The organism is Clostridium omnivorum (genome assembly GCF_026012015.1).
In the GTDB taxonomy this organism is placed as follows: Bacteria; Bacillota; Clostridia; order Clostridiales; family Clostridiaceae; genus Clostridium_AX; species Clostridium_AX omnivorum.
This window is the reverse complement of record NZ_BRXR01000001.1, coordinates 4,437,768-4,460,994: the sequence shown is the minus strand read 5'-3', so window position 1 is coordinate 4,460,994 and position 23,227 is coordinate 4,437,768. Positions and strand designations below refer to the sequence as shown.

General features: G+C 31.3%; 23 protein-coding genes. All 23 read left to right on the top strand.

The features are described 5' to 3' along the window. Positions 1–279 precede the first annotated feature (279 nt). Positions 280–741, top strand: a complete 462-nt coding sequence (gene rimP / locus bsdE14_RS21215; protein ID WP_264852019.1) for a ribosome maturation factor RimP — start codon at positions 280–282, stop codon at positions 739–741. Between the two features lie 12 nt (positions 742–753). Beyond that, the gene (nusA, locus tag bsdE14_RS21210; RefSeq protein WP_264852018.1) at positions 754–1,818 is read left to right on the top strand and encodes a transcription termination factor NusA; all 1,065 of its coding nucleotides are present in this window, start codon (positions 754–756) and stop codon (positions 1,816–1,818) included. Positions 1,819–1,827: 9 nt separating this feature from the next. Then, positions 1,828–2,094 (top strand): RNase P modulator RnpM, encoded by a 267-nt coding sequence (gene rnpM / locus bsdE14_RS21205; protein ID WP_264852017.1) that lies wholly within the window; start codon positions 1,828–1,830, stop codon positions 2,092–2,094. After that, the gene (locus bsdE14_RS21200) at positions 2,087–2,401 is read left to right on the top strand and encodes a ribosomal L7Ae/L30e/S12e/Gadd45 family protein (RefSeq protein WP_264852016.1); all 315 of its coding nucleotides are present in this window, start codon (positions 2,087–2,089) and stop codon (positions 2,399–2,401) included. The genes rnpM and bsdE14_RS21200 overlap by 8 nt, the downstream gene beginning before the upstream one ends. Before the next feature lie 16 nt (positions 2,402–2,417). Next, positions 2,418–4,493: a translation initiation factor IF-2 gene (gene infB / locus bsdE14_RS21195; RefSeq protein ID WP_264852015.1), complete on the top strand. Its 2,076-nt coding sequence runs from the start codon at positions 2,418–2,420 to the stop codon at positions 4,491–4,493. A gap of 18 nt (positions 4,494–4,511) precedes the next feature. Then, positions 4,512–4,877, top strand: a complete 366-nt coding sequence (gene rbfA / locus bsdE14_RS21190; protein ID WP_264852013.1) for a 30S ribosome-binding factor RbfA — start codon at positions 4,512–4,514, stop codon at positions 4,875–4,877. Then, entirely contained in the window at positions 4,867–5,829 is a 963-nt protein-coding gene (locus bsdE14_RS21185; protein ID WP_264852318.1) for a DHH family phosphoesterase, read from the top strand. The genes rbfA and bsdE14_RS21185 overlap by 11 nt, the downstream gene beginning before the upstream one ends. Next, the gene (gene truB / locus bsdE14_RS21180; RefSeq protein ID WP_264852011.1) at positions 5,829–6,701 is read left to right on the top strand and encodes a tRNA pseudouridine(55) synthase TruB; all 873 of its coding nucleotides are present in this window, start codon (positions 5,829–5,831) and stop codon (positions 6,699–6,701) included. Before bsdE14_RS21185 ends, truB begins: the two co-directional genes overlap by 1 nt. Positions 6,702–6,711: 10 nt before the next feature. Continuing rightward, the gene (locus bsdE14_RS21175; protein ID WP_264852010.1) at positions 6,712–7,644 is read left to right on the top strand and encodes a bifunctional riboflavin kinase/FAD synthetase; all 933 of its coding nucleotides are present in this window, start codon (positions 6,712–6,714) and stop codon (positions 7,642–7,644) included. 131 nt (positions 7,645–7,775) lie between these two features. Then, complete coding sequence (gene rpsO / locus bsdE14_RS21170) at positions 7,776–8,039, top strand: 30S ribosomal protein S15 (protein WP_264852009.1); 264 nt, start codon at positions 7,776–7,778, stop codon at positions 8,037–8,039. A gap of 128 nt (positions 8,040–8,167) precedes the next feature. Next, positions 8,168–10,282 carry a polyribonucleotide nucleotidyltransferase gene (locus bsdE14_RS21165; protein WP_264852008.1) on the top strand — a complete coding sequence of 705 codons (2,115 nt, stop codon included), beginning with the start codon at positions 8,168–8,170 and terminating at the stop codon, positions 10,280–10,282. 93 nt (positions 10,283–10,375) lie between these two features. Further along, positions 10,376–11,674 carry a M16 family metallopeptidase gene (locus tag bsdE14_RS21160; protein ID WP_264852007.1) on the top strand — a complete coding sequence of 433 codons (1,299 nt, stop codon included), beginning with the start codon at positions 10,376–10,378 and terminating at the stop codon, positions 11,672–11,674. Next, positions 11,640–12,080 carry a dUTP diphosphatase gene (gene dut, locus bsdE14_RS21155; RefSeq protein WP_264852006.1) on the top strand — a complete coding sequence of 147 codons (441 nt, stop codon included), beginning with the start codon at positions 11,640–11,642 and terminating at the stop codon, positions 12,078–12,080. Before bsdE14_RS21160 ends, dut begins: the two co-directional genes overlap by 35 nt. Before the next feature lie 101 nt (positions 12,081–12,181). Further along, positions 12,182–12,457: a YlmC/YmxH family sporulation protein gene (locus tag bsdE14_RS21150; RefSeq protein ID WP_264852005.1), complete on the top strand. Its 276-nt coding sequence runs from the start codon at positions 12,182–12,184 to the stop codon at positions 12,455–12,457. Between the two features lie 12 nt (positions 12,458–12,469). Continuing rightward, positions 12,470–13,669: an aspartate kinase gene (gene dapG / locus bsdE14_RS21145; RefSeq protein ID WP_264852004.1), complete on the top strand. Its 1,200-nt coding sequence runs from the start codon at positions 12,470–12,472 to the stop codon at positions 13,667–13,669. A gap of 54 nt (positions 13,670–13,723) precedes the next feature. Further along, on the top strand, positions 13,724–14,404 hold the full coding sequence (locus tag bsdE14_RS21140) for a ClpP family protease (RefSeq protein ID WP_264852003.1): 681 nt from the start codon (positions 13,724–13,726) through the stop codon (positions 14,402–14,404). Positions 14,405–14,510: 106 nt separating this feature from the next. Continuing rightward, positions 14,511–16,754, top strand: coding sequence for an FtsK/SpoIIIE family DNA translocase (locus bsdE14_RS21135; RefSeq protein ID WP_264852002.1), 2,244 nt, complete (start codon positions 14,511–14,513; stop codon positions 16,752–16,754). Between the two features lie 96 nt (positions 16,755–16,850). After that, entirely contained in the window at positions 16,851–18,185 is a 1,335-nt protein-coding gene (rimO, locus tag bsdE14_RS21130) for a 30S ribosomal protein S12 methylthiotransferase RimO (protein ID WP_264852001.1), read from the top strand. Beyond that, complete coding sequence (pgsA, locus tag bsdE14_RS21125) at positions 18,172–18,717, top strand: CDP-diacylglycerol--glycerol-3-phosphate 3-phosphatidyltransferase (RefSeq protein ID WP_264852000.1); 546 nt, start codon at positions 18,172–18,174, stop codon at positions 18,715–18,717. The genes rimO and pgsA overlap by 14 nt, the downstream gene beginning before the upstream one ends. Positions 18,718–18,868: 151 nt before the next feature. Beyond that, complete coding sequence (gene recA / locus bsdE14_RS21120; protein ID WP_264851999.1) at positions 18,869–19,936, top strand: recombinase RecA; 1,068 nt, start codon at positions 18,869–18,871, stop codon at positions 19,934–19,936. 269 nt (positions 19,937–20,205) lie between these two features. Then, a complete protein-coding gene (rny, locus tag bsdE14_RS21115) occupies positions 20,206–21,753 on the top strand; it encodes a ribonuclease Y (RefSeq protein ID WP_264851998.1) in 1,548 nt (515 codons plus the stop codon). 219 nt (positions 21,754–21,972) lie between these two features. Further along, a complete protein-coding gene (locus tag bsdE14_RS21110) occupies positions 21,973–22,233 on the top strand; it encodes a stage V sporulation protein S (protein WP_264851997.1) in 261 nt (86 codons plus the stop codon). Between the two features lie 128 nt (positions 22,234–22,361). After that, positions 22,362–23,225: a decaprenyl-phosphate phosphoribosyltransferase gene (locus tag bsdE14_RS21105; protein ID WP_264852317.1), complete on the top strand. Its 864-nt coding sequence runs from the start codon at positions 22,362–22,364 to the stop codon at positions 23,223–23,225. The last annotated feature ends 2 nt before the right edge of the window (positions 23,226–23,227 follow it).

The following is a 23,227-nucleotide window of genomic DNA, read 5'->3' as shown; positions in this document are numbered from 1 at the left end:
ATAATTAAAAATTTACTAAAAAACTAATTTTTTCTTGCTTAATCCTATTTACTATGTTACTATAGATATAGTAACTTTTTTGAAGATATTTTGAACATTTAAGAGTGGGCTAAAACCCGCTCTTTCTGTTTGTCAAAAATAAATTGTATATTTTATACAGTTTGAACTAACATATATAGTAATCAATATATTAGTATATTACAGTAATTAATATGCTGAATATAGTTTTGTATTTTACTATAAAATTATGTAAATCATATAGATAAGGAGGGATAACTTATGAAAAATGATACTATAGTTGCAAAGCTGTTTGAGTTAATTAGACCGAGTGTAGAAGAAAAAAATTATGAGCTATATCATTTAGAATTTGTAAAAGAAAATGGTGAAAATTATTTAAGAATATATATCGATACTCCAAATGGAATATCCTTAGAAGACTGTGAGAAAGTAAGTAGAGCTGTAAGTGATCTTTTAGATAATAAAGATCCGATTCCAGATGCTTATTATCTTGAAGTTTCATCACCAGGTATTGAAAGGGTTTTATATACCGATAAGCATTTAGAAAAATATATTGGAACCGTAGTTTTATTTAAGCTTAAAAAGCTTTTTAATGGCAGTAAAAAATATGAGGGTAAACTTATAGCTTTTACTGATGATTCTATCTCAGTTGAAACTGATGGAAAAGAAATTGCAATTCCTAGAGAATATATTGATTTTGTAAGATTAAAAGGGGAGTTTTAAGGAGGTCGTAAAATGAATCAGGAATTTATTGAGGCTCTAAAGGAAATTGTAAAGGAGAAAGGTATTAGCGAGGACTTAATATTTACTACCATTGAAGATGCATTGGTAGCAGCATATAAGAAGAACTATACTAATAGTCTTAATAGTCAAAATGTTAATGTTACAATGAATAGAGAAACAGGAGAAATTCATGTATATTCAAGAAAAGAAATTGTAGAAAATGTACAGGATGAAGTTAATGAAATATCTTTAGAGGATGCTAAAGATATTGATCCAAGATATCAACTAGGAGATATTGTGGATATCGAAGTAACTCCAAGGAAATTTGGAAGAGTTGCTGCCCAAGCAGCGAAGCAAGTTGTAATTCAAAGGATAAAAGAAGCTGAAAGAAGTATTATATATAATGAATTTATTACAAAGGAATACGACATAATTACAGGTACAGTCATAAGAAAGGATAAGGGGAATGTGTTTGTTGATCTTGGAAAGCTAGAAGCTGTTCTAGGTCCAAATGAACAAATGCATAATGAAGAGTATACCTTTAATTCTAAGCTAAAACTTTACATAGTTGAGGTAAAGAATACTACAAAAGGTGCTCAAATTGTTGTATCAAGAACTCATCCAGGACTTGTTAAGAGACTTTTTGAACTTGAAGTACCTGAAATATATGATGGAGTAGTTGAAATAAAGAGTATTGCTCGTGAGGCTGGTTCCAGAACAAAAATTGCAGTTTATTCAAATGATGAAGCTGTAGACCCAATGGGCGCATGTGTTGGTCCAAAGGGAATAAGAGTTCAAAATATCGTAAATGAATTAAAAAATGAAAAAATAGATATAATCAAATGGAGCAAGTTACCTGAAGAATATATTGCAAATTCCTTGAGCCCAGCTAAAGTATTAGATGTTACTCTAGATGAAGAACAAAAGTCTGCTAAAATAGTAGTTGATGATAGTCAGCTTTCTTTAGCTATTGGGAAGGAAGGTCAAAATGTAAGATTAGCTGCCAAACTTACTGGCTGGAAGATTGATATAAAAGCTAAATCTCAGGTTGAAAATCAGGTTGCTTCTGAAGAGTAGGTGATAAAGGTGAAAACTAAAAAAATTCCTGAGCGCATGTGTACTGGCTGCATGGAAATGAAGGCTAAAAAAGAACTTATTAGAATAGTTCGTAGCAAAGAAGGAGAAATTTCTGTAGATTTAGTTGGAAAAAAGCCAGGAAGAGGTGCTTATATATGCAAGAATATAGAATGCTTAGAAAAAGCAGTTAAGACAAAGCGCCTAGAAAAAAACTTGGAAGTAAAAATAAACGAAGAAATATATAACAAATTAAGGGAAGAGATAGCAAATGAATAATAAGTTTCTTCAGTTTATTGGACTGTGTAAGAAAGCAGGAAAATTAATAGAAGGCTACAACAAGTGCGAAGAATATATTACAAAAGATAAGGTAAAACTTATCATAATATCTGAAGATTGTTCCAATAATACAAGAGATAAGTTTATTGGATATTGTAATAAGAAAAATATACCTTTTATCAATGGGCCAACAAAAGAGGAATTGGGAAATACTGTTGGTCGAGTTGAAATTAACATTTTAGGAGTAATAGATAAAAATATGAGCGAGAGATTATTAATATTATGGAATGAAAATAGCAACAAATAGTGTCGGGGGTGAATGTATGTCAAAAATCAGAGTGTATGAGTTAGCTAAAGAGCTAGAAATTTCAAGTAAAGATTTAATAAGTATGCTTGAGGAAGAATTCAGCATACAAGTTAAGAACCATATGAGTGTGGTAGAAGAAGAGGATGCTGAATTAATAAAAGAGCTATTAGCAGAAGGTGGTAGCGATGTTAAAAAAGCTGATTCTTTATCTGGAGAAGCAGTAATTGAAAAGTATGAAGACCTTGTGGTTGATAATGCTAAAGTCAAAAAGAATAAAAGGCTAAAGAATAAAGAAAACGGCCAATCAGAAAACTCTTCTACTGAGACCGAAGAAGCTAATGATATTATTGAGATTGGTGAAACAATAACTGTTAAAGAATTAGCAGAAAAGATGAAAAAGCCTACAACTGAAGTTATAAAGCAACTTATATTTATGGGAGTAATGGCTGCTATTAATCAAGAATTAGATTTTAATACAGCTGAAAAATTAGCAGAAAAGTTTGAAATAGTTGTAGCAAAGAAAGAAGAATCAATTGTTCAACTTGAGTCTGATGAAGAGTTAGAAGGAGAAGATGAAGGAGTAAAAAGACCTCCAGTAGTAACAGTTATGGGTCACGTTGACCATGGTAAAACATCACTTCTTGATGCAATAAGAAAAGCAAAAGTAACTGAAAGTGAAGCGGGCGGAATAACACAACATATAGGAGCTTATACGGTTACAATTAATGGAGAAAAAATTACATTTTTAGATACACCAGGCCACGAAGCATTTACTGCTATGAGAGCAAGAGGAGCACAAATAACTGATATTGTTATTCTTGTTGTTGCTGCTGATGATGGTGTAATGCCACAAACTATAGAAGCTATAAATCACTGTAAAGCTGCTAATGTGCCATTAATAGTTGCCATAAACAAGATGGATAGAGAAGGCGCTAACCCTGACAGAGTTAAACAAGAACTTACTGAATACGGATTATTAGCAGAAGACTGGGGTGGAGATACAGTTACTGTACCAGTTTCAGCTCGTTCAAAAGAAGGTATAGATAATCTTCTAGAGATGATTCTTTTAACTGCTGAAATGCAGGAACTTAAAGCTACTCCTGATAGGAAAGCAAAGGGTACAGTAATTGAAGCACAACTAGATAAAGGAAGAGGAGCAGTTGCAAGCTTACTAGTTCAAAACGGAACTCTTCATGTTGGAGATTCAATTATAGTTGGATCAACCTACGGAAGAATTAGAGCTATGTTTGACGATAAAGGTAAGAAAATAAAATCAGCAGGTCCATCAATCCCAGTTGAAGTACTTGGCCTATCAGAAGTTCCAGCAGCAGGGGATAGATTTAATGTTGTAAAAGATGAAAAAACTGCAAGGGAAATGGCTGATAAGAGAAAAGAAAAGATAAGAGCAGAATATCTGCAATCTACTCATAAGGTTTCTCTTGAAGATTTATATAATCAAATTCAAGAAGGAAAAGTAAAGGAGCTTAGCATTATAGTTAAAGCTGATGTGCAGGGATCTGTAGAAGCTGTAAGACAATCTCTAGAAAAACTTTCAACTGAGAGTATAAAAGCAAGAGTTATTCATGGAGGTGTTGGTGCAATAACTGAAACTGACGTTATATTGGCATCTGCATCAAATGCTATAATTATTGGCTTTAATGTAAGACCTGACGTAAATGCTGGAGTTCTTGCTGAAAAAGAGAATGTTGATATTAAAACATATAGAATTATATACAATGCAATAGATGATATTAAAGCAGCAATGGTTGGTATGCTTGATCCTGAGTATAAAGAAGTAGTTCTTGGAAAAGCTGAAGTAAGACAGGTATATAAAATATCCAATGTTGGTACTATTGCAGGATGTTATGTTCTTGATGGAAAGATAACTAGGAATAGTAGTGTAAGAGTAATCAGAGATGGAATTGTTATTTTTGAATCTACTTTAGCTTCACTTAAGAGATTTAAAGATGATGTAAAAGAAGCTCTTACTGGATTTGAATGTGGACTTAGCGTAGAAAAATTCAACGACATAAAAGAAGGAGACATTATAGAAGCTTACACTATGAAAGAAGTAAAGCAGGGAGCTCTTTAATACAAAGGAGATGAATGTATGGCCAATTATAGAAGTGGTAGAATAAATGAAGAAATGAAGAGAGAACTAAGTGATATTATTCAAAATGAGATTAGAGATCCGAGATTAAATGCTATGATTAGTATTACAAAAGTAGATGTAACAAAGGATTTGAGATATGCCAAGGTGTTTGTAAGCATCTTTGGCTCAAGTCCTGAGGATAAAACTACTGCTTTTAACATATTGAAAAGCTCATCTGGCTTTCTAAGAAGGGAAGTTGGAAGGAGAATCAACTTAAGACATATACCAGAGATAACAGTATATTTGGATGATACTATAGAGCACGGTATGCATATTGATGCCTTATTACATCAAATTAAGGAGAATAGTAATGATGATAAATAATGATGTAATTGAAGCTATATTAAATTCCAAAAACATTGGGATTTCATTTCATACATCACCTGATGGAGATGCATTAGGAAGTGCTCTTGCACTAATGTTAGCATTAAAGAAAATAGGTAAGAATACATATATTGTTTCAAGAGATGAAGTGCCTGAAATTTATCGTTTTTTACCTTATTATGAGTGTGCTTCTAAGATGATAGAAAAGGTTCAGGATGATACTGATACTGTATTAATTTTGGATTGTGGAAATGTAGCTAGGATTTCCGGAGAAGTTAATTTCGATAATAATAGCTATAAAGTAATTAATGTTGATCATCACTTATCAAATGATATGTATGGAGCATTGAATTATGTTGATTGCAAAGCTGCAGCGGTAGGAGAAATTGTATTTGATGTTATTAATCAGCTCAATATAACTATTGATAAAGACATAGCAGTATGTCTTTATACAGCTTTATTAACTGATACTGGTGGATTTAAACATTCAAATACTACTATAAAAACTCATAGTATTGCTGGTGAGTTAATCAATTTAGAAATTGACTTTAGTGAAATTCATAGAAAACTTTTTGAAAATAAGAAACTAGAGAGAGTTAAGCTTTATAGTAAGATTATTGATTCAATGGAACTTTATAATAATAACAAATTGTGCGTAATGGGAATTACTAAAGATTTACTTAACAGTGTTGGTATATCTGAAGCCTCAGATACTTCAGATATAATTTCAATTGGAATGGAAATAGACACTGTTGAAGTTGCTATTTTGGTAAAAGAAACTGATGCAGGTACTAAAATTAGCTTAAGGTCAAAAGATAAAGTGGATGTTAGAAAAATAGCAGAAACCTTTGGAGGGGGAGGGCACACAAAAGCTGCAGGACTCTCTATTGACAAAAGCTATAGTGAAGCAAAAAGTATGATTATTAATTCGGTGAAGGGTGAACTGCATTAATGGATGGAGTAATCAATATATACAAACCAACAGGAATGTCTTCTTTTGATGTTGTTGCTAAAGTTAGAAAGCTGTCTAAATGTAAAAAAGTTGGTCATACTGGAACTCTAGATCCTGAGGCATCTGGAGTTCTGCCTATTTGTATAGGTAAAGCAACAAAGATTGTTGACTACATTATGAGTGAAACAAAAATATATGTTGCTGAGATGAAGTTAGGTATTGTGACAGATAGCTATGACAGAGAGGGTAAAATATTAGAAAATAACTTAGTTAATGTTACTGAAGATCAAATAAAAGAAGCTGTGAATTCATTTATTGGGAAAATAGAACAAATTCCTCCAATGCATTCTGCTCTCAAAGTAAATGGACAAAGACTTTATGAATTGGCAAGAAAAGGTATAGAAATTGAAAGAAAGTCAAGACTAATTAACATCTTTGATATAAAAATTTTGAGTATTGATTTTCCTTTTGTTATAATGGAAGTGACTTGTTCAAAAGGTACTTATATAAGAAGCCTTTGTTATGATATTGGAAGAAAGTTAAATTGTGGTGCAGCTATGTGGAACTTAGAAAGAAAAGCTTCAGGAAGCTTCAACATAGAAGACTCTATTGAGTTAGATAAATTAGATTGTAATAACTTAGAGCAATATTTAGTCCCTGTAGAAGAAGCACTTAACCAGTATGAAAAATTGTATATCGAAGATGATAAGTTTGTTAAATTATTACTTAATGGTGTAAATATAAAAGATGATGTCTTCTTATGCAAAATTAAAAGTGACAATTTATTTAGAATATATATAAATGATGATAAATTTATTGGTTTAGGGAAAAAAAATATATCAGGATTCAAAATTGAAAAATTACTAATTTAGGGGTATTTTTATGATAGTATTAGAAGATAAATTTAATACAAAAATCGAATACAAGACCTATGTAGCATTAGGAAGCTTTGACGGATTACATTCGGGGCATATAGGACTTATAAGTAAAACTATTGAACTAGCAAAATCTAATAATGCCAAAAGTATGATATATACTTTTAAGGAGCATCCACTGATGGTTTTAAATAGAGATATTGCCCCTAAGCTGATAATGAATAACAACACTAAACTGGAAATACTTGAGGAACTTAGTGTTGATGTTGTCAATTTAGTGCCCTTTGATGATGAGTATATGAGGATGCCGGCAGAAGTTTTTATTGAAAAATTAGTTGAATATTATAATGTAGTAGGTATAATAGTAGGTTTTAATTTTAAATTTGGTTATAAAAACAGCGGAAATGTAGAACTGTTAAAATCACTAAGTGAAAAACTCGGATTTACACTTCATGTTATAGATCCAATTACTAAGGATGGCGAAGTAGTAAGTAGCTCTTGTATCAGAGAGCAAATTAAAAATGGTGAAGTAGAAAATGCTAATAAATTACTTATAAAACCATATATGCTTGATGGAACAGTTGTAAAAGGAAAGCAATTAGGAAGAATACTAGGTTTTCCAACTGCTAATCTTAAATATAATTTGGATTTTGTTATTCCTGGTAATGGTGTGTACTATACTATAATTGCTTATGAATCTAAATTTTATAAGGGTATTACAAATGTTGGATACAACCCTTCTGTAGGAGATACAAATAATTCTCTTACTATCGAGACTTATATTTTAGATTTTGATAAAGATATATATGGTGAATATATAAAAGTATATTTTATTAAGAAGTTTAGAGATGAGATTAAATTTAGCTCATTAGATCAGCTTGTTTCACAATTAAAGAGTGATAAAGAGTACGCAGAAAAGCAAATTTTAGAAATTTTTTAATTAATTATGAAAAAAGAATTTACTTTTAAAGTATATTCTGATATAATATCACTCGAGAACCTTATGCTACGAATAATGAATTGCCAGCGTTATTCTTGGCTTAAAGGCGATAATTTTGGAGGTGCAATATAATGGAAAAGGCTACAAAGCAACAAATAATTGATCAATACAAGAGACATGAAGGAGATACTGGTTCTCCAGAAGTGCAAATAGCACTTTTAACAGATAGAATAAATCATCTTACAGATCACTTAAAGATGCACAAGAAGGATCACCATTCAAGAAGAGGTCTTCTTATGATGGTTGGTAAGAGAAGAGGTCTTTTAAATTACCTAATGGCTGAAGATATTCAAAGATATCGTGATATAATTGAAAAATTAGGATTAAGAAGATAGTCTAGAGCGGGGTTACACCGCTCTATTATTTTAAAAATTATGAAATTTTTGAATTTATAAAAATATTTAGTAAATAAAATTTGTTAAGAAGATAATAATATTAAAGAGAATTGAAAGGAGGTAAAAATATGAGCCATATTTTTGAAACTACTGTAGCTAATAGAACACTAAAAGTGGATTATGGCAAGGTAGGAATGCTATCTGATTGCGCAGCTTTTGTTAGCTATGGCGATACTGTGGTTCTTGTAAATGTAAATTCTTCAGAAAAACCTAGAGAAGGAATAGACTTTTTTCCATTAAGTGTTGAATATGAAGAAAGATTATATTCAGTTGGAAAAATACCTGGAGGTTTTATTAAAAGAGAGGGTAAACCTTCAGAGAAGGCTATTCTTAGTGGAAGAGCTATTGATAGACCTCTAAGACCTCTTTTCCCTAAAGGATATAGAAACGATGTACAGGTTGTTTGTTCAGTTGTTTCTGTAGAGCCAGATAATTTACCTGATATACTAGCAATTAATGCTGCTTCAATCGCATTGTGCATATCTAGTATTCCATTTAGCACACCTGTTGCTGCAGTATCGGTTGGGCTTATAGATGGTAATTTTGTAATAAATCCTACATCTAAGGAAAGAGAGCAAAGTTCATTAAATTTAACTGTATGTGCTACAAAAGACAGAGTAATGATGATAGAAGCAGGTGCTCAGGAAGTACCTGAAGATGTAATGTATGATGCTATAATGTTTGGCTTTGCGGAATGTAAAAACATTGTTAAATTCCAAGAAGAAGTTGTAGCTAAGTGCGGAAAAGAAAAGCAAACTCCTGAATTATATAAGGTAGATGAAAACCTAGAGACAGAAGTAAGAGAATTTGCTACTGAAATGATTAAAGAAGCAATGTACATAACTGACAAAGATCAAAGAAATGAAGCAATGGATGCTGCTAAGAAAAAGATAGATGAAGCTTTTGAAGAAAAGTATGCTGACAATAAGGCTGATGTAGCTGATGTAGTATATAGAATTCAAAAGGAAATTGTTAGAAATATGATTCTAAATGAGAAGAGAAGACCTGATGGAAGACAGTTCAATCAAATTAGACCTATTAGCTGTGAAGTAGAACTATTACCAAGAACTCATGGTACTGGACTATTCACAAGAGGACTTACTCAAGTTCTTACTGTTGCAACAATAGGTGCATTAGGTGAAGTTCAAATTTTAGATGGTCTTGGAGAAGAAGAATTCAAGAGATACATGCACCATTACAACTTCCCTTCATATAGCGTTGGAGAAGTAAGACCACTAAGAGGACCTGGAAGAAGAGAAATAGGTCATGGTGCTTTAGCTGAAAAAGCATTAGAACCATTAATTCCTTCGGAAGAAGAATTCCCATATGCAATAAGACTAGTATCAGAAGTGTTAAGCTCTAATGGTTCAACATCTCAAGCTAGTGTATGTGCAAGCACATTAGCATTACTTGATGCTGGTGTTCCAATAAAAAGACCAGCTGCTGGTATAGCTATGGGTTTAGTTACTAGCGAAGATTTAACTAGAGAATCAATACTTACTGATATTCAAGGTATTGAAGATTTCTTTGGGGATATGGATTTTAAAGTTGCTGGTACAACTGAAGGAATTACTGCTATACAAGTAGATACTAAAATCAAAGGCTTATCTAATGACTGCATTAAAGAAACTATAGAAGCAGCAAAAATAGCTAGATTATTCTTATTAGATAAGATTAATAAATGCATACCAGAACCAAGAAAAGAAATGTCGCCATATGCTCCTAGAGCCTATACAATGTCTATTGATCCTGAAAAGATAAGAGATGTTATAGGTACTGGTGGAAAGACTATTAATAAGATTATAGCTGAAACTGGAGTTAAAATTGATATAAAAGAAGATGGTAAGATTTTTATTATGTCAAATGATGGCGTTGGTGCTCAAAGAGCTCTAAAGATGATAGATGACTTAACTAGAGAAGTTAAGGTAGGAGAAATTTATCTTGGAAGAGTAACGAAAATTGCTACTTTTGGAGCATTCGTTGAAATTTTACCAGGTAAAGAAGGTTTAGTTCATATATCTAAATTAGATTTAAATAGAGTAAATAAAGTTGAAGATGTAGTGTCTGTAGGTGACGAAATACTAGTAAAAGTAACAGAAATCGATAACCAAGGAAGAGTTAATCTTTCAAGAAAAGATGCTATTAAAGATTCAGAACCAGAAGAAAAAGATACTGATAAATAGAAGGGCATCAATGCCTTTTTATTTTTTTATACAAATTAATTATTGTGGTAGTTATAAGTTTATTATTCTAATGATCAGCAAAGGAGAAAGTGAATGTATAACTTATTCAAACTAAGTAATGGTTTAAGGGTAGTTGTTGAGGAAATAGATTATGTAAACTCTATTAGTGTTGGATTATGGATAGAAAATGGTTCTAGAAATGAAGATGAAATAAATAATGGTATTTCACACTTTATTGAACATATGCTTTTTAAGGGGACGAAGAACAGAACTTCTAAGCAAATTGCGGAAGCTATTGAAGATGTAGGTGGACAGATTAATGCTTTTACTGGAAAAGAAGCTACATGCTTTTATATAAAAGCATTGGATTCACATTTAGAGCTAAGTCTTGATGTATTGTCAGATATGGTTCTGAATAGCAAGTTTATGGAAGAGGATATTGAAAAGGAAAAAGGCGTAGTTATAGAAGAAATAAATATGAGTGAAGATTCACCAGAGGATGTGCTTTCAGATCTGCATTGTGAAGCAGCTTGGGGAAAGGATGCAATATCACTTCCAATTTTGGGTACTAGTGAAAGTGTGCGTTCTTTATCAAAAGTTCAAATTGAGGCATATGTTTCTTCTACATATATACCTGAAAACTCTGTATTATCTATAGCAGGTAAATTTGATATAAAATCAATAGAAAGACTTGTAGAGAAGTACTTTGGACAATGGAATAGTTTAGATAAGAATATTACTACTTATTCAAAGCCTGAAATACTAAAAAATCATTTGTTTAAATCTAAGAGTATAGAACAGCTTCATATAAGTCTTGGAATACAAGGTTTAGAGACTGGTGATGATGATATTTATCCGCTATTAGTTTTAAACAACCTGTTCGGAGGAGGGGCTTCATCTATACTATTTCAAAAACTTAGAGAAGAAAAAGGTATGTGCTATTCTGTATATTCTTATATATCTACTTTTAAAAATACTGGTTTGGTTAGCATATATACAGGATTAAATCCTAATTATGCTGCAGATGCAGTAAATATAATTAAAGAAGAAGTTGAATACTTTTGTAAAAATGGTATTACTGAAGAAATGTTAAGAAAATCAAAAGAACAGCTAAAAGGTAGCTATATATTAGGGCTAGAAAGTACTAGTAGTAGAATGTTTAGCAATGGCAAATCAACTTTATTCCTTAATAGAATAAATGTACCTTCAGACGTTCTTAAAAAAGTAGATAATATAAACATGAATAAAATTAATCAAGTAATGGAAAGCACATTTAGAAAAGGCATAAGAAATTCTGCTTATGTAGGAGAAAGTTTTCATATGGAATCATTACAAAATATTTTAGAGGGTGATACGATTGCTTTTAAGAATAAAAAAAGTACCAGAGTTTAAGGATTTACCCACACCTAAATTCATGACTGAAGGTTCAGTAGGAATGGATTTATATGCTGCAATAGAAGAAGAAATTATACTTAAGCCATTTGAAAGAAAATTAATTCCTACAGGAATATTGATTGAACTTCCTTGTGGGTATGAAGCTCAAATAAGACCTAGAAGTGGGCTTGCAAATAAATATGGGGTGACTCTAGTTAACACACCAGGTACAATCGATTGGGATTATAGAGGCGAAATAAAAGTTATTATGATAAACCTTGGAAACGAAGACTTTAAAATAAATAGAGCGGATAGAATTGCTCAAATGGTATTTAATAAGGTTGAAATCCCTATAATAGAAGAAGTAGAATATATAGAATCAACTGAGAGAGGCTCAGGAGGGTTTGGTTCTACAGGTAAATAGTAATAAATTCTTAACATCTTTCATACTATGAATATATGATTATGTAAATGTTTATTAATTAAGTATTTAAGTAATAAAAAGATGTTAAGGAGGTACTTTTAATGAGTGATAACATAAAATACTATAGTGAGATGGAAAGATATGAGATTATAAATATCAATGATGGTGAAAAGTATAACTATCTATCTGATAATGATATAGTTGTTGATGAAGATGGTAATCTGAAACTATTAATTTTGAACGATTCAAAGTCGAAATTTAGTTTTTTTGGTGGAAATGAATTTATAGAAGTTCCTTGGGAATTTATAAAAAAAATTGGCTCTAAGACTATCATTTTGGATGCTGATGATAGTTGTTTTAAAAAAACTAGGGTGTGATGGAGGAAGATAATGAAAATACTAGTTCAAAAATTTGGTGGAACATCTGTATCTACTCATGAGAGAAGAAAAATGGTTATTAAAAAAATAAAAACCGCATTAAGTGAAGGATTTAATCCAGTTGTTGTTGTTTCAGCTATGGGAAGAAAAGGTGAACCATATGCTACAGATACTTTATTATCTTTAATAGACACAATGTTTAAGGATAATAATAAACAAGCTTCTGATTTACTTATGAGTTGCGGTGAAACATTGAGCACAGTTATACTATGCAATGAATTATATAAGGATAATTTAGAAGCAGTTCCACTAACAGGAGGGCAGGCTGGTATAATTACTGATGACAACTATAATAATGCATCAGTATTAAATGTAGAAACTGAGAATCTTATTTCTATATTAAAGGAAGGAAAGATACCAGTAGTTGCAGGCTTTCAAGGGCAAAATGAAAAAGGCTTTATTACAACACTTGGTAGAGGTGGCAGTGATGTTACTGCTGCACTTTTAGGAGTTGCACTTAATGCTGAAGAAGTCCAGATTTATACAGATGTAGATGGCATTATGACCGCTGATCCAAGGCTTGTTTCAGAAGCTTCCTTAATAAAAGAAATAAGTTATAATGAAGTTTTTCAATTTGCAGATCAAGGTGCAAAGGTTATCCATCCAAGAGCAGTTGAAATAGCTATGAAAGGGAATATACCATTAGTAATTAAAAACACTATGAGCAACTGCGATGGAACTCTAATAAATAGTAGTGGCGATTTAGATACCAATAGCATAATTACTGGTATAACCCATATGAGTAATAGAGTACAGGTAAAGGTAAACTACGAGCAAAATAAAAATAATGAGAATTACAACTTGCTATTAGATGTATTAGCAGAAAACATGATAAGTATAGATCTTATAAATGTTTTTCCTAAAGAAAATATATTTACTATTGATGAAAAAGATTTAGCCAAGTTTGATTCTATAATGACTAATATAGGATTAACCTATTCTTGCATAAAAAATTGCAGTAAAATTGCAATTATTGGCAGCAGGATAAGAGGAGTTCCAGGAGTTATGGCAAAGGTATTAAAGGCATTAATAAGAGAGAATATTGAGGTTCTTCAAACGGCTGATTCTCACACTACTATTTGGTGCCTAGTGGAAGAAAAGCATACTAATCGTGCCATAAATGCTCTTCACAAAGAATTTAAATTAGGATAATGTATATTATTTTCTTCTGTGCATACAATAAAGCTATGCACAGGAGGAATGATTATGAGTGAAGATAATGTAAAAAAAGAAGTAGAAAATATAAAAGAGTTAGGAACGCCAGATATACCAAAGCCTGATGAAAGGATTCAAATATTACCTATAATTGGTCAAATAGAAGGGCATATGGCACTACCTCCACAAACAAAGACTACACGGTATGAGCATGTAATCCCCCAACTTGTGTCTATTGAGACGGATAAAAGAGTAGAGGGGGTACTGATTGTGTTAAATACTGTTGGTGGGGATGTGGAAGCAGGACTTGCAATATCAGAAATGATACGAAGTTTGAGCAAACCTACTGTTTCTTTAGTTATAGGAGGAGGACACTCAATAGGAGTTCCACTGGCAACTTCAGCGCAGTATTCATTTATTTCACCTTCGGCTACAATGATTATCCATCCAATAAGAATGAATGGTTTAATAATAGGGGTACCTCAAACTTTTGAGTATTTTAACAAAATGCAGGAAAGAATAATTGAATTTATAGTTAGAACTTCTAAAATTGAAAGAGATTCATTAAAAAAGTTAATGCTGCAAACAGATGAACTCTTAAATGACATGGGGACAATTCTAATAGGAAAACAGGCTGTTGATTATGGATTAATAGACGAAGTAGGCGGAATTAGTGATGCTTTAAAAAAGCTAGATGAATTAATTGAAAAGAAGAATGCAAATTCATTATAACCATAGGATTTTCCTATGGTTAATTTATGTTTTTATAACACTTTTAAATATATTAAAGGAAAATTTATATTTTTGTAGAATAATTATTTTGTTGGAGGTGAAGATATTGGCTAAAAAGAAAAACAAAACTACAATAAACAATGACATAGTTGGAATATTACTTATCACATTTGGCTTTTTAATGCTGATTAGTATATTTTCCTCCAGTTATTCTGGCTTAATAGGACAATTTGTCAAAAAACTTTTAATAGCTCTGTTTGGATTAGGTGCATACATATTTCCGTTTTTTATTATCTTCGTTGGTTTTTGTTATATTGTGAAAAAGGGAAAGCTTACATTTAATAAAAAGTTTTATGGTATTTTAATCTTTGTTCTAAATACTCTTTTGTTCATACAAATGATGAATATTAATGTGTTTTATATAGATAATCATGTATACCAAGGTATGGAGAGAATATATAATAGTAATACTTTTGTGCATGGAGGAATATTTTGTTATTTATTAAGTATTCCTATGTATAAACTTTTTGGTACAATTGGTAGCTATATTATTTTTATAGCAGTATATATTATTTCATTTATATTGATTGCTCAAATTGAACTTTCAGATATCTTGTTAAGTATGAATTCTAAATTTAAACTTAAAAAAAAGAAAAAGGAAGTTGAAATTGAAGAAAAAAATATTGAACCTGAAAATGAGTATGCATTAGATGGACAAGAAAAAAATAGTTATTTAAAAAACTTAAACAGTAAAATAAAAATAATTGATTTTATGAAATCTTCAAAGACCGAGGAAGCGGATTCAGTACCAACTAATAATCATAATATTAATGATAGTAAAAAAGAAGTAACTGAAGAGCTAGAAAAGGAAATAATCTTAAACAGTTCTAATTTAGATGGAGAAAAAGAGTATAGATATCCTACTGTAGATTTATTAGTGCAGAATAATCAGTCAAAGCTAAATAAAGAGGATAAAAAAGAGTTGATTAATAATGCAAATAAACTTGAAGAAACTCTTGTTAGTTTTGGAGTAGAAGCAAAAGTAGTTCAAGTAACAAAGGGCCCTTCTGTAACAAGATTTGAACTTCAACCAAGTGCGGGAGTAAAGGTTAGCAAAATTGTAAATTTAGCAGATGACATAGCTCTTAATCTCGCTGCTTCTGGGGTAAGAATAGAAGCGCCTATACCTGGGAAAGCAGTTGTAGGAATAGAGGTGCCTAATAGGGATTTAACTGCTGTTCATCTAAGAGAAGTTATAGAATCTCCTGAATTTTCAACATCAACAAAAAACCTAACCTTTTGCTTAGGTAAAGATATAGGTGGAAATTGTGTAGTTTCTGATTTAACAAAAATGCCGCATATGCTTATTGCTGGTGCCACAGGTTCTGGGAAAAGTGTTTGTATTAATACCCTTATAATAAGCATACTTTATAAATATTCACCTGAAGACGTCAAATTATTAATGATAGACCCTAAAGTTGTTGAGCTTAACGTATATAATGGTATACCACATTTATTAATACCAGTGGTAACAGATCCAAAGAAAGCCGCTGGTGCGTTAAATTGGGCTGTTAATGAAATGACTAGAAGGTATAAACTTTTTGCTGATAATGGAGTAAGAAATATTGAAGGATATAATGAACTAGTAGCTAAAGGAAAACTTCAAAGTAAGTTACCGCTTGTAGTAATAATTGTAGATGAGTTGGCAGATTTGATGATGGTATGTCCAAATGATGTTGAAGATTATATCGGAAGACTAGCACAGATGGCAAGAGCGGCTGGTATGCATCTTGTTATTGCAACACAAAGGCCTTCTGTAGATGTAATTACAGGCGTAATAAAAGCTAATATTCCTTCTAGAATTTCCTTTGCTGTTTCAAGCCAAATTGACTCAAGAACTATTTTAGATACAGCAGGTGCTGAAAAACTACTGGGTAAAGGTGATATGCTTTTCTATCCTGTAGGTGAATCAAAACCATTAAGAATTCAAGGTGCCTTTATTTCAGAGGATGAAGTAGAAAAAGTAGTATCATTTATTAAAAATCAAAAAAACGAAGTTGAATATAAAACCGAAATTCTAGATCATCTAGATAAAGAAGTGTCTAAAAATAGTGAATCTGAAGAGGATGAACTTCTAAATGAATCAATTAAAATTGTGGTAGAATCCGGACAAGCATCAACATCTTTACTACAGAGAAGACTTAGAATTGGTTACAATAGAGCTGCTCGTATTATTGAACAGTTAGAAGAAAAAGGATTTATTTCTGCAAAGGATGGCAGCAAACCTCGCCAAATATTGGTGGATAAAGAAAAGATACTAGATGGCAGCTATCTACAGAGGGATAACTAATTAAAATTTGTTAATATTTTTATAATAGACTTGTTAATTTTTAAAAACAGATTTAAAATGTTGTATGTACTTATTCTTAAATTAGGAGGAACTTAAGTGAATAAATTAAAATTTGGTATTGTTAGTTTAGGTTGCGATAAAAATAGATTAGATTCAGAAATGGTTATAGGTAAACTTAGTAAAAAATATGATTTAGTTATTGACCCTAGGGAAGCCGATATAATATTAGTAAATACTTGTGGGTTTATAGAGTCCTCTAAGCAAGAATCAATAAATACTATACTTGAAATGGCAGAATATAAAGAAAAGTATAATTGCAAAGTATTAATAGTTTCGGGATGTTTAAGTCAAAGATATAAGGATGAACTTATGGAGTTAATGCCTGAAATTGATATAATGCTAGGAGTAAATAATTATGACAAGCTAGAAGATAGCATAAGTGAGTTCATGGAAACTAGTGATAAATTAAGCTATTGTGATTATAGTGATAACATGATAAATGAAGGTGAAAGAGTTCTGACAACTGGAAACCATACTGCATATTTAAGAATTGCAGAAGGTTGCAATAACTTTTGTGCTTACTGTGTAATCCCTAAAATTAGAGGAAAATATAGGAGTAGAAAAATTGATGATATAGTATTAGAAGCTGAACAACTGGCAAAGAATGGTGTGAAAGAAATAATACTAGTTGCTCAGGATACAACTAAATATGGTATAGACCTATATAAAGAAAAGAAATTGCCTGAGCTTATAAGAGCAATTTCGGCTATAGATGGAGTAAAGTGGATAAGATTGCTTTATTGCTATCCTGAAGAAATTACAGATGAGTTAGTTTATGAAATGGCCAATAATGAAAAAGTATGCAAGTATCTAGACATGCCTATACAGCATATAAGCAATAATATACTAAAAAGTATGAGAAGAAGGGGCCGTAAAGAAGAAATTCTAAATAATATAAATAAAATGAGAGCTGAAATAAATGGCCTTAGTTTAAGAACTACTCTTATTGTAGGTTTTCCTGGTGAAACCGAAGACGATTTTATGGAACTAAAAGAATTTATAAAAGATATTAAATTTGACAAATTAGGAGTATTCAGCTATTCTCAAGAAGAGGAAACTTTAGCTGCAGAAATGCCAAATCAAATTGATGAAGAAACAAAAGAATTGCGCAAAAGTGAATTGATGCTTATACAGCAGCAAATTTCCAAAGAAAAAAATGCTGCTAAAGTAGGTAATATATATGAAGTTATTGTTGAAGGCAATAGAGGTGGGGTTTATTTTGGGCGAAGCTACGAAATGGCTCCTGAAATAGATGGTGAAATTACCTTTAAATGTGATAAAATAATAAATAAAGGTGAATTAATTAACATTAAAATTGTTGAATCTCTAGAATATGATTTAATAGGAGTTGTTTTTAATGAATCTTGCTAACAAACTTACACTAATAAGAATCTTTTTAGTGCCGGTATTCCTTATTTTTATTGCTATTAAAGATATTCCATATGGAACTATCATAGCTACAGGTGTTTTTATTATTGCTTCAATAACAGATAAGCTTGATGGATATATTGCTAGAAGTAGAAATCAAATTACAAATTTTGGAAAATTTATGGACCCTTTAGCAGATAAACTTCTAGTTACAGCTGCTTTAATATCCCTTGTTGATTTTCATATAATATCAACTTGGGCAGCTGTTATAATAATTGCAAGGGAGTTTGCGGTTACAGGTTTAAGAACAATAGCAGCATCAGAGGGGATTGTCATAGCTGCTAGTTGGTGGGGAAAAATTAAAACCTTCATTCAAATTGTTGCTATAATATTTGCACTAGTAAATATTGATTTTGGAAATTATTATTTTACTATAGCAAAAGAAATAACAATGCCGATAGCAATAATTGTAACTATAATTTCTGGTGTTGACTATTTTGTTAAAAACAAAAATGTGATAAAGATAGATAAATGATTATATATTTTAAACATGGATATAATTAAAATTAAAAGTTCCTTGCCGTAGCAGGAACTTTTATTATATAGTTGACCTTTATACTCATATAGTATATAATTACATTAGAACAAATGTTCGTGAAAGGATGTGACCCTAAAAGGGAATAGTTATGGATATGGATAAAATGAAAGCTATTGAAGCCGCAATGGGCCAGATAGAAAAACAGTTCGGAAAAGGTTCAATCATGAAACTTGGTGAGCATAGTGTGCTCAATTTAGATGTTGTTTCAACAGGTTGTCTTGATCTTGATATTGCTCTAGGTTTAGGGGGAGTACCTAAGGGGAGAATTATTGAAATCTTTGGACCTGAATCTTCAGGTAAAACTACTGTTGCACTTCATATTATTGCTGAAGCTCAAAAAAACGGTGGTGCTGCAGCCTTTGTCGATGCAGAACATGCTCTAGATCCAACTTATGCTAAAGCTTTAGGCGTTGATATAGATAATTTGGTGGTATCTCAACCTGATACAGGTGAGCAAGCTTTAGAAATTACAGAAGCACTTGTTAGATCAGGAGCTATAGACGTTATTGTAGTTGACTCTGTAGCAGCATTAGTACCTAGAGCAGAAATAGAAGGTGAAATGGGAGATGCACATGTAGGCTTACAAGCAAGACTTATGTCACAAGCGCTAAGAAAACTTGCAGGTTCAATTAATAAATCTAAATGTGTTACTGTATTCATCAATCAGTTAAGAGAAAAGGTTGGAGTAATGTTTGGTAGTCCTGAAACTACTCCTGGTGGTAGAGCACTTAAATTCTACGCATCTGTTAGAATGGATGTTAGAAAAATTGATTCAATCAAACAAGGTGATGATGTAATAGGTAATAGAACAAAAGTTAAGGTAATCAAAAATAAAGTGGCTCCACCATTTAAACAAGCAGAATTTGATATAATGTATGGTGCTGGAATATCAAGAGAAGGTAATGTACTTGATGTTGGTGTAAGGGAAGAAATTGTACAAAAGAGTGGCGCATGGTTCTCTTATAATGATATTAGATTAGGCCAAGGTAGAGAAAATGCTAAACAATATTTTAGAGAAAATGCTAATGTCATGTTAGAGGTTGAAAATAAGATTAGAGAAAAATACGAGCTACCTTTAGCTAAAGTGGATAATTTGTCCAGTGAAGAAGCTAATACAGTAAAAGAAAAAACAGTAAAAGAAAAAAGCGAAAAATAATTGCAAGAATTTCTTGCAATTTTTTTATAATTAATTAATAAATAATTATAATATTTCTCTTATAAAATTATAAGAGTAGCCAATTTAGTACATATTAATATTTTGTAACTTTTTTATTAACTTGACATTATATCAAAAGTAATATAAAATAAATACAAATACTGGTTTAGCATATTCGAATTATTACCAAATGAATAAAATATGACACCTTTTCTATGCTTTCACTATTGCTCAGTATAGATGCATAAATAAGCAAAGGAGGTGTTAATATGCCAACAAGTGCGGTATATACAGTTTTAATAATATTAGCATTATTAGCTGTATTAATTGCAGCAATTATTTATATTAGAAAGAATAGGTCACAAGCAAACATTGCTAAGGCTCAAGAAGAATCTCGTAGAATTCTTGATGAATCTGCAAAAGAAGCTGAGTCTTTAAAGAAAGAGGCTATTTTAGAAGCAAAAGAGGAAGTTCATAAACTCCGTAATGATTTTGAAAAAGAATCAAGGGATAGAAGAAATGAAATTCAGAGATTAGAGAGAAGAGTCATTCAAAGAGAAGAATTATTGGATAAGAAAAGTGAAATGCTTGAAAAGCGAGAAGAAAACCTTAACAAAAAGCAGCAAGAAATTGAAGTAACTGAAAGTGAAATCCAGGCTTTATATGCTAAGGAAAGAGAAGAACTTGAAAGACTATCAGGATTAACTTCTGAAGATGCAAAGCAGGTTCTACTCAATGAAATAAGCAAGGAAATCAAACATGAAGCTGCTATAATGATTAAGGATGTGGAAACTAAAGCAAAAGAAGAAGCAGATAAGAAGGCAAGGGAAATTATCACTTATGCAATTCAAAGATGTGCTGCTGATCACGTTGCAGAAACTACAGTTCATGTAGTTGCTCTTCCTAATGATGAAATGAAAGGAAGAATTATAGGTAGAGAAGGAAGAAATATTCGTACTTTAGAAACCTTAACTGGAATTGATCTTATTATAGATGATACGCCAGAAGCAGTAATTTTATCTGGTTTTGATCCTATTAGAAGAGAAGTGGCAAGAATAGCATTGGAAAAACTAATAGTTGATGGAAGAATTCACCCTGCCAGAATTGAAGAAATGGTTGAAAAAGCTAAAAAAGAAGTTGAAGCACACATAAAAGAAGAAGGCGAACAAGCAACTTTTGAAACTGGTATTCATGGACTTCATACTGAATTAATCAAGCTACTAGGAAGATTAAAGTACAGAACAAGTTATGGTCAGAATGTTTTAAAACATTCGATTGAAGTTGCTTACTTGGCAGGCTTAATGGCATCTGAGCTAGGTATAGATCCTACTTTAGCAAAGAGAGCTGGTTTACTACATGATATAGGTAAAGCAGTAGACCATGAAGTTGAAGGCCCTCATGCATTAATTGGTGCTGAAGCAGCAAAGAAATATCATGAGTCTTCAATTGTTGTAAACGCTATAGCGGCACATCATGGTGATGTTGAACCTCAATCACTTGAGGCAATTTTAGTTCAAGCAGCGGATGCAATTTCAGCTGCTAGACCTGGAGCAAGAAGAGAAACATTAGAAGCTTACATTAAGAGATTAGAAAAGTTGGAAGAAATAGCAAACTTATTTGAAGGCGTAGAAAAGTCATATGCCATTCAGGCTGGAAGAGAAATTAGAATTATGGTTAAACCAGAAGATATTGATGACGCAGGTTCCATAGAATTAGCTAGGAATATAGTAAAGAAAATTGAAAGCGAACTTGAATATCCTGGCCAAATAAAGGTTAATGTAATAAGAGAAACTCGCGCCATTGAATACGCTAAATAGAAAATATGCTGGCTACCGGTACAGTAAATGTGCTGGTAGCTTTTAATTTGTTCTCATTTTATAGAAATTATAGAAATTATAGAAATTTACAATATATCCTTTTAAATTTTGTAAATGATAGAAAATTTACTAAATTTAAAAGGATTTTTTTAATTTCTATAGAATTATATATATGCAATAATAACATTATGTTTAATCATTTTAGGAGGTTATTTAATTATGGAAGTATTAAAAGTTTCAGCAAAATCAAGTCCAAATTCTGTAGCAGGCGCTTTAGCAGGTGTTTTAAGAGAAAGAGGGGGCGCTGAAATACAAGCAATTGGTGCTGGTGCGTTGAATCAGGCTATTAAAGCTGTTGCTATTGCTAGAGGTTTTGTTGCACCAAGCGGCATTGATTTAGTTTGTATTCCTGCATTCACAGACATTCAAATTGAAGGTGAAGAAAGAACAGCTATCAAATTGATTGTTCAACCAAGATAAATATTACTATATAAACAAATATGAGAAGGACTTGAATTTAACTCAAGTCCTTTTAATTATTCCTGAAATATGTTAATATTTATTAATGTGCATTTTGATTTTATCAGGGGGTAAAAATGAAGAGTAAAATTAATATTAAAGCGATAATAAAATTATTAAGACCAAAGCAATGGATAAAAAATAGCTTTGTACTAGCGGCTATTATTTTCTCAGGAAACTTTACAAAGACTGGTGTTTTTGCAAAAAATATAGCTGTTATGCTTATGTTCTGCATTGCTTCATCATGTGTATATATTTTAAATGATATCATCGATGTAGAAAAAGATAGATGCCATCCTAAAAAGAAATTCAGGCCCATCGCTAGTGGTGATGTAAGTGTTACTTTAGCAGTAATTTTGGGTATTAGTTTAATGGTTATTGTGATAATTGGAACTTATAAAATAAACCCAATAGCGCTTGTAATAATTGTAGCATACTTGATTTTAAATATTTTATATTCATTTAAATTAAAACACATAATAATTATAGATGTTATGGTAATAACATTAGGCTTTGTTTTAAGAATAGAATGCGGAAGTGTTGTTACTGATGTATCTCTTTCACCTTGGCTAATTTTATGTACCATATTATTGTCATTATTTTTGGCATTGAACAAAAGAAAGAGCGAAATAATTGAATTGGATTCCAAAAGTGCTTCTCACAGGAAAATACTAGAGGAATATTCAGTAGATTTAATAGATAGAATGCTTAATTTGGTAACACCATCTATTTTAATATCATATTGTCTATATACATTTAGTTCTGTTCAAAGCAGGAGTATGATGCTAACAATACCTTTTATTATCTATGGTATATTTAGGTACGAATATCTAATGACTAAAAATAATGCAGGAGGTAAACCTGAAGACATTTTCTTTAAAGACAAACCATTTTTAATTAATATTGTTCTTTGGGGACTATCGATTTTGAGTATTATATACTTAACTAAATAATT

Excerpts from the sequence above, each read along its gene's own strand:
- rimP (WP_264852019.1), top strand. The coding sequence starts at position 280 with ATGAAAAATGATACTATAGTTGCAAAGCTGTTTGAGTTAATTAGACCG.
- nusA (WP_264852018.1), top strand. The coding sequence starts at position 754 with ATGAATCAGGAATTTATTGAGGCTCTAAAGGAAATTGTAAAGGAGAAA.
- bsdE14_RS21200 (WP_264852016.1), top strand. The coding sequence starts at position 2,087 with ATGAATAATAAGTTTCTTCAGTTTATTGGACTGTGTAAGAAAGCAGGA.
- infB (WP_264852015.1), top strand. The coding sequence starts at position 2,418 with ATGTCAAAAATCAGAGTGTATGAGTTAGCTAAAGAGCTAGAAATTTCA.
- rbfA (WP_264852013.1), top strand. The coding sequence starts at position 4,512 with ATGGCCAATTATAGAAGTGGTAGAATAAATGAAGAAATGAAGAGAGAA.
- bsdE14_RS21185 (WP_264852318.1), top strand. The coding sequence starts at position 4,867 with ATGATAAATAATGATGTAATTGAAGCTATATTAAATTCCAAAAACATT.
- truB (WP_264852011.1), top strand. The coding sequence starts at position 5,829 with ATGGATGGAGTAATCAATATATACAAACCAACAGGAATGTCTTCTTTT.
- bsdE14_RS21175 (WP_264852010.1), top strand. The coding sequence starts at position 6,712 with ATGATAGTATTAGAAGATAAATTTAATACAAAAATCGAATACAAGACC.
- rpsO (WP_264852009.1), top strand. The coding sequence starts at position 7,776 with ATGGAAAAGGCTACAAAGCAACAAATAATTGATCAATACAAGAGACAT.
- bsdE14_RS21165 (WP_264852008.1), top strand. The coding sequence starts at position 8,168 with ATGAGCCATATTTTTGAAACTACTGTAGCTAATAGAACACTAAAAGTG.
- bsdE14_RS21160 (WP_264852007.1), top strand. The coding sequence starts at position 10,376 with ATGTATAACTTATTCAAACTAAGTAATGGTTTAAGGGTAGTTGTTGAG.
- bsdE14_RS21150 (WP_264852005.1), top strand. The coding sequence starts at position 12,182 with ATGAGTGATAACATAAAATACTATAGTGAGATGGAAAGATATGAGATT.
- dapG (WP_264852004.1), top strand. The coding sequence starts at position 12,470 with ATGAAAATACTAGTTCAAAAATTTGGTGGAACATCTGTATCTACTCAT.
- bsdE14_RS21140 (WP_264852003.1), top strand. The coding sequence starts at position 13,724 with ATGAGTGAAGATAATGTAAAAAAAGAAGTAGAAAATATAAAAGAGTTA.
- pgsA (WP_264852000.1), top strand. The coding sequence starts at position 18,172 with ATGAATCTTGCTAACAAACTTACACTAATAAGAATCTTTTTAGTGCCG.
- recA (WP_264851999.1), top strand. The coding sequence starts at position 18,869 with ATGGATATGGATAAAATGAAAGCTATTGAAGCCGCAATGGGCCAGATA.
- rny (WP_264851998.1), top strand. The coding sequence starts at position 20,206 with ATGCCAACAAGTGCGGTATATACAGTTTTAATAATATTAGCATTATTA.
- bsdE14_RS21110 (WP_264851997.1), top strand. The coding sequence starts at position 21,973 with ATGGAAGTATTAAAAGTTTCAGCAAAATCAAGTCCAAATTCTGTAGCA.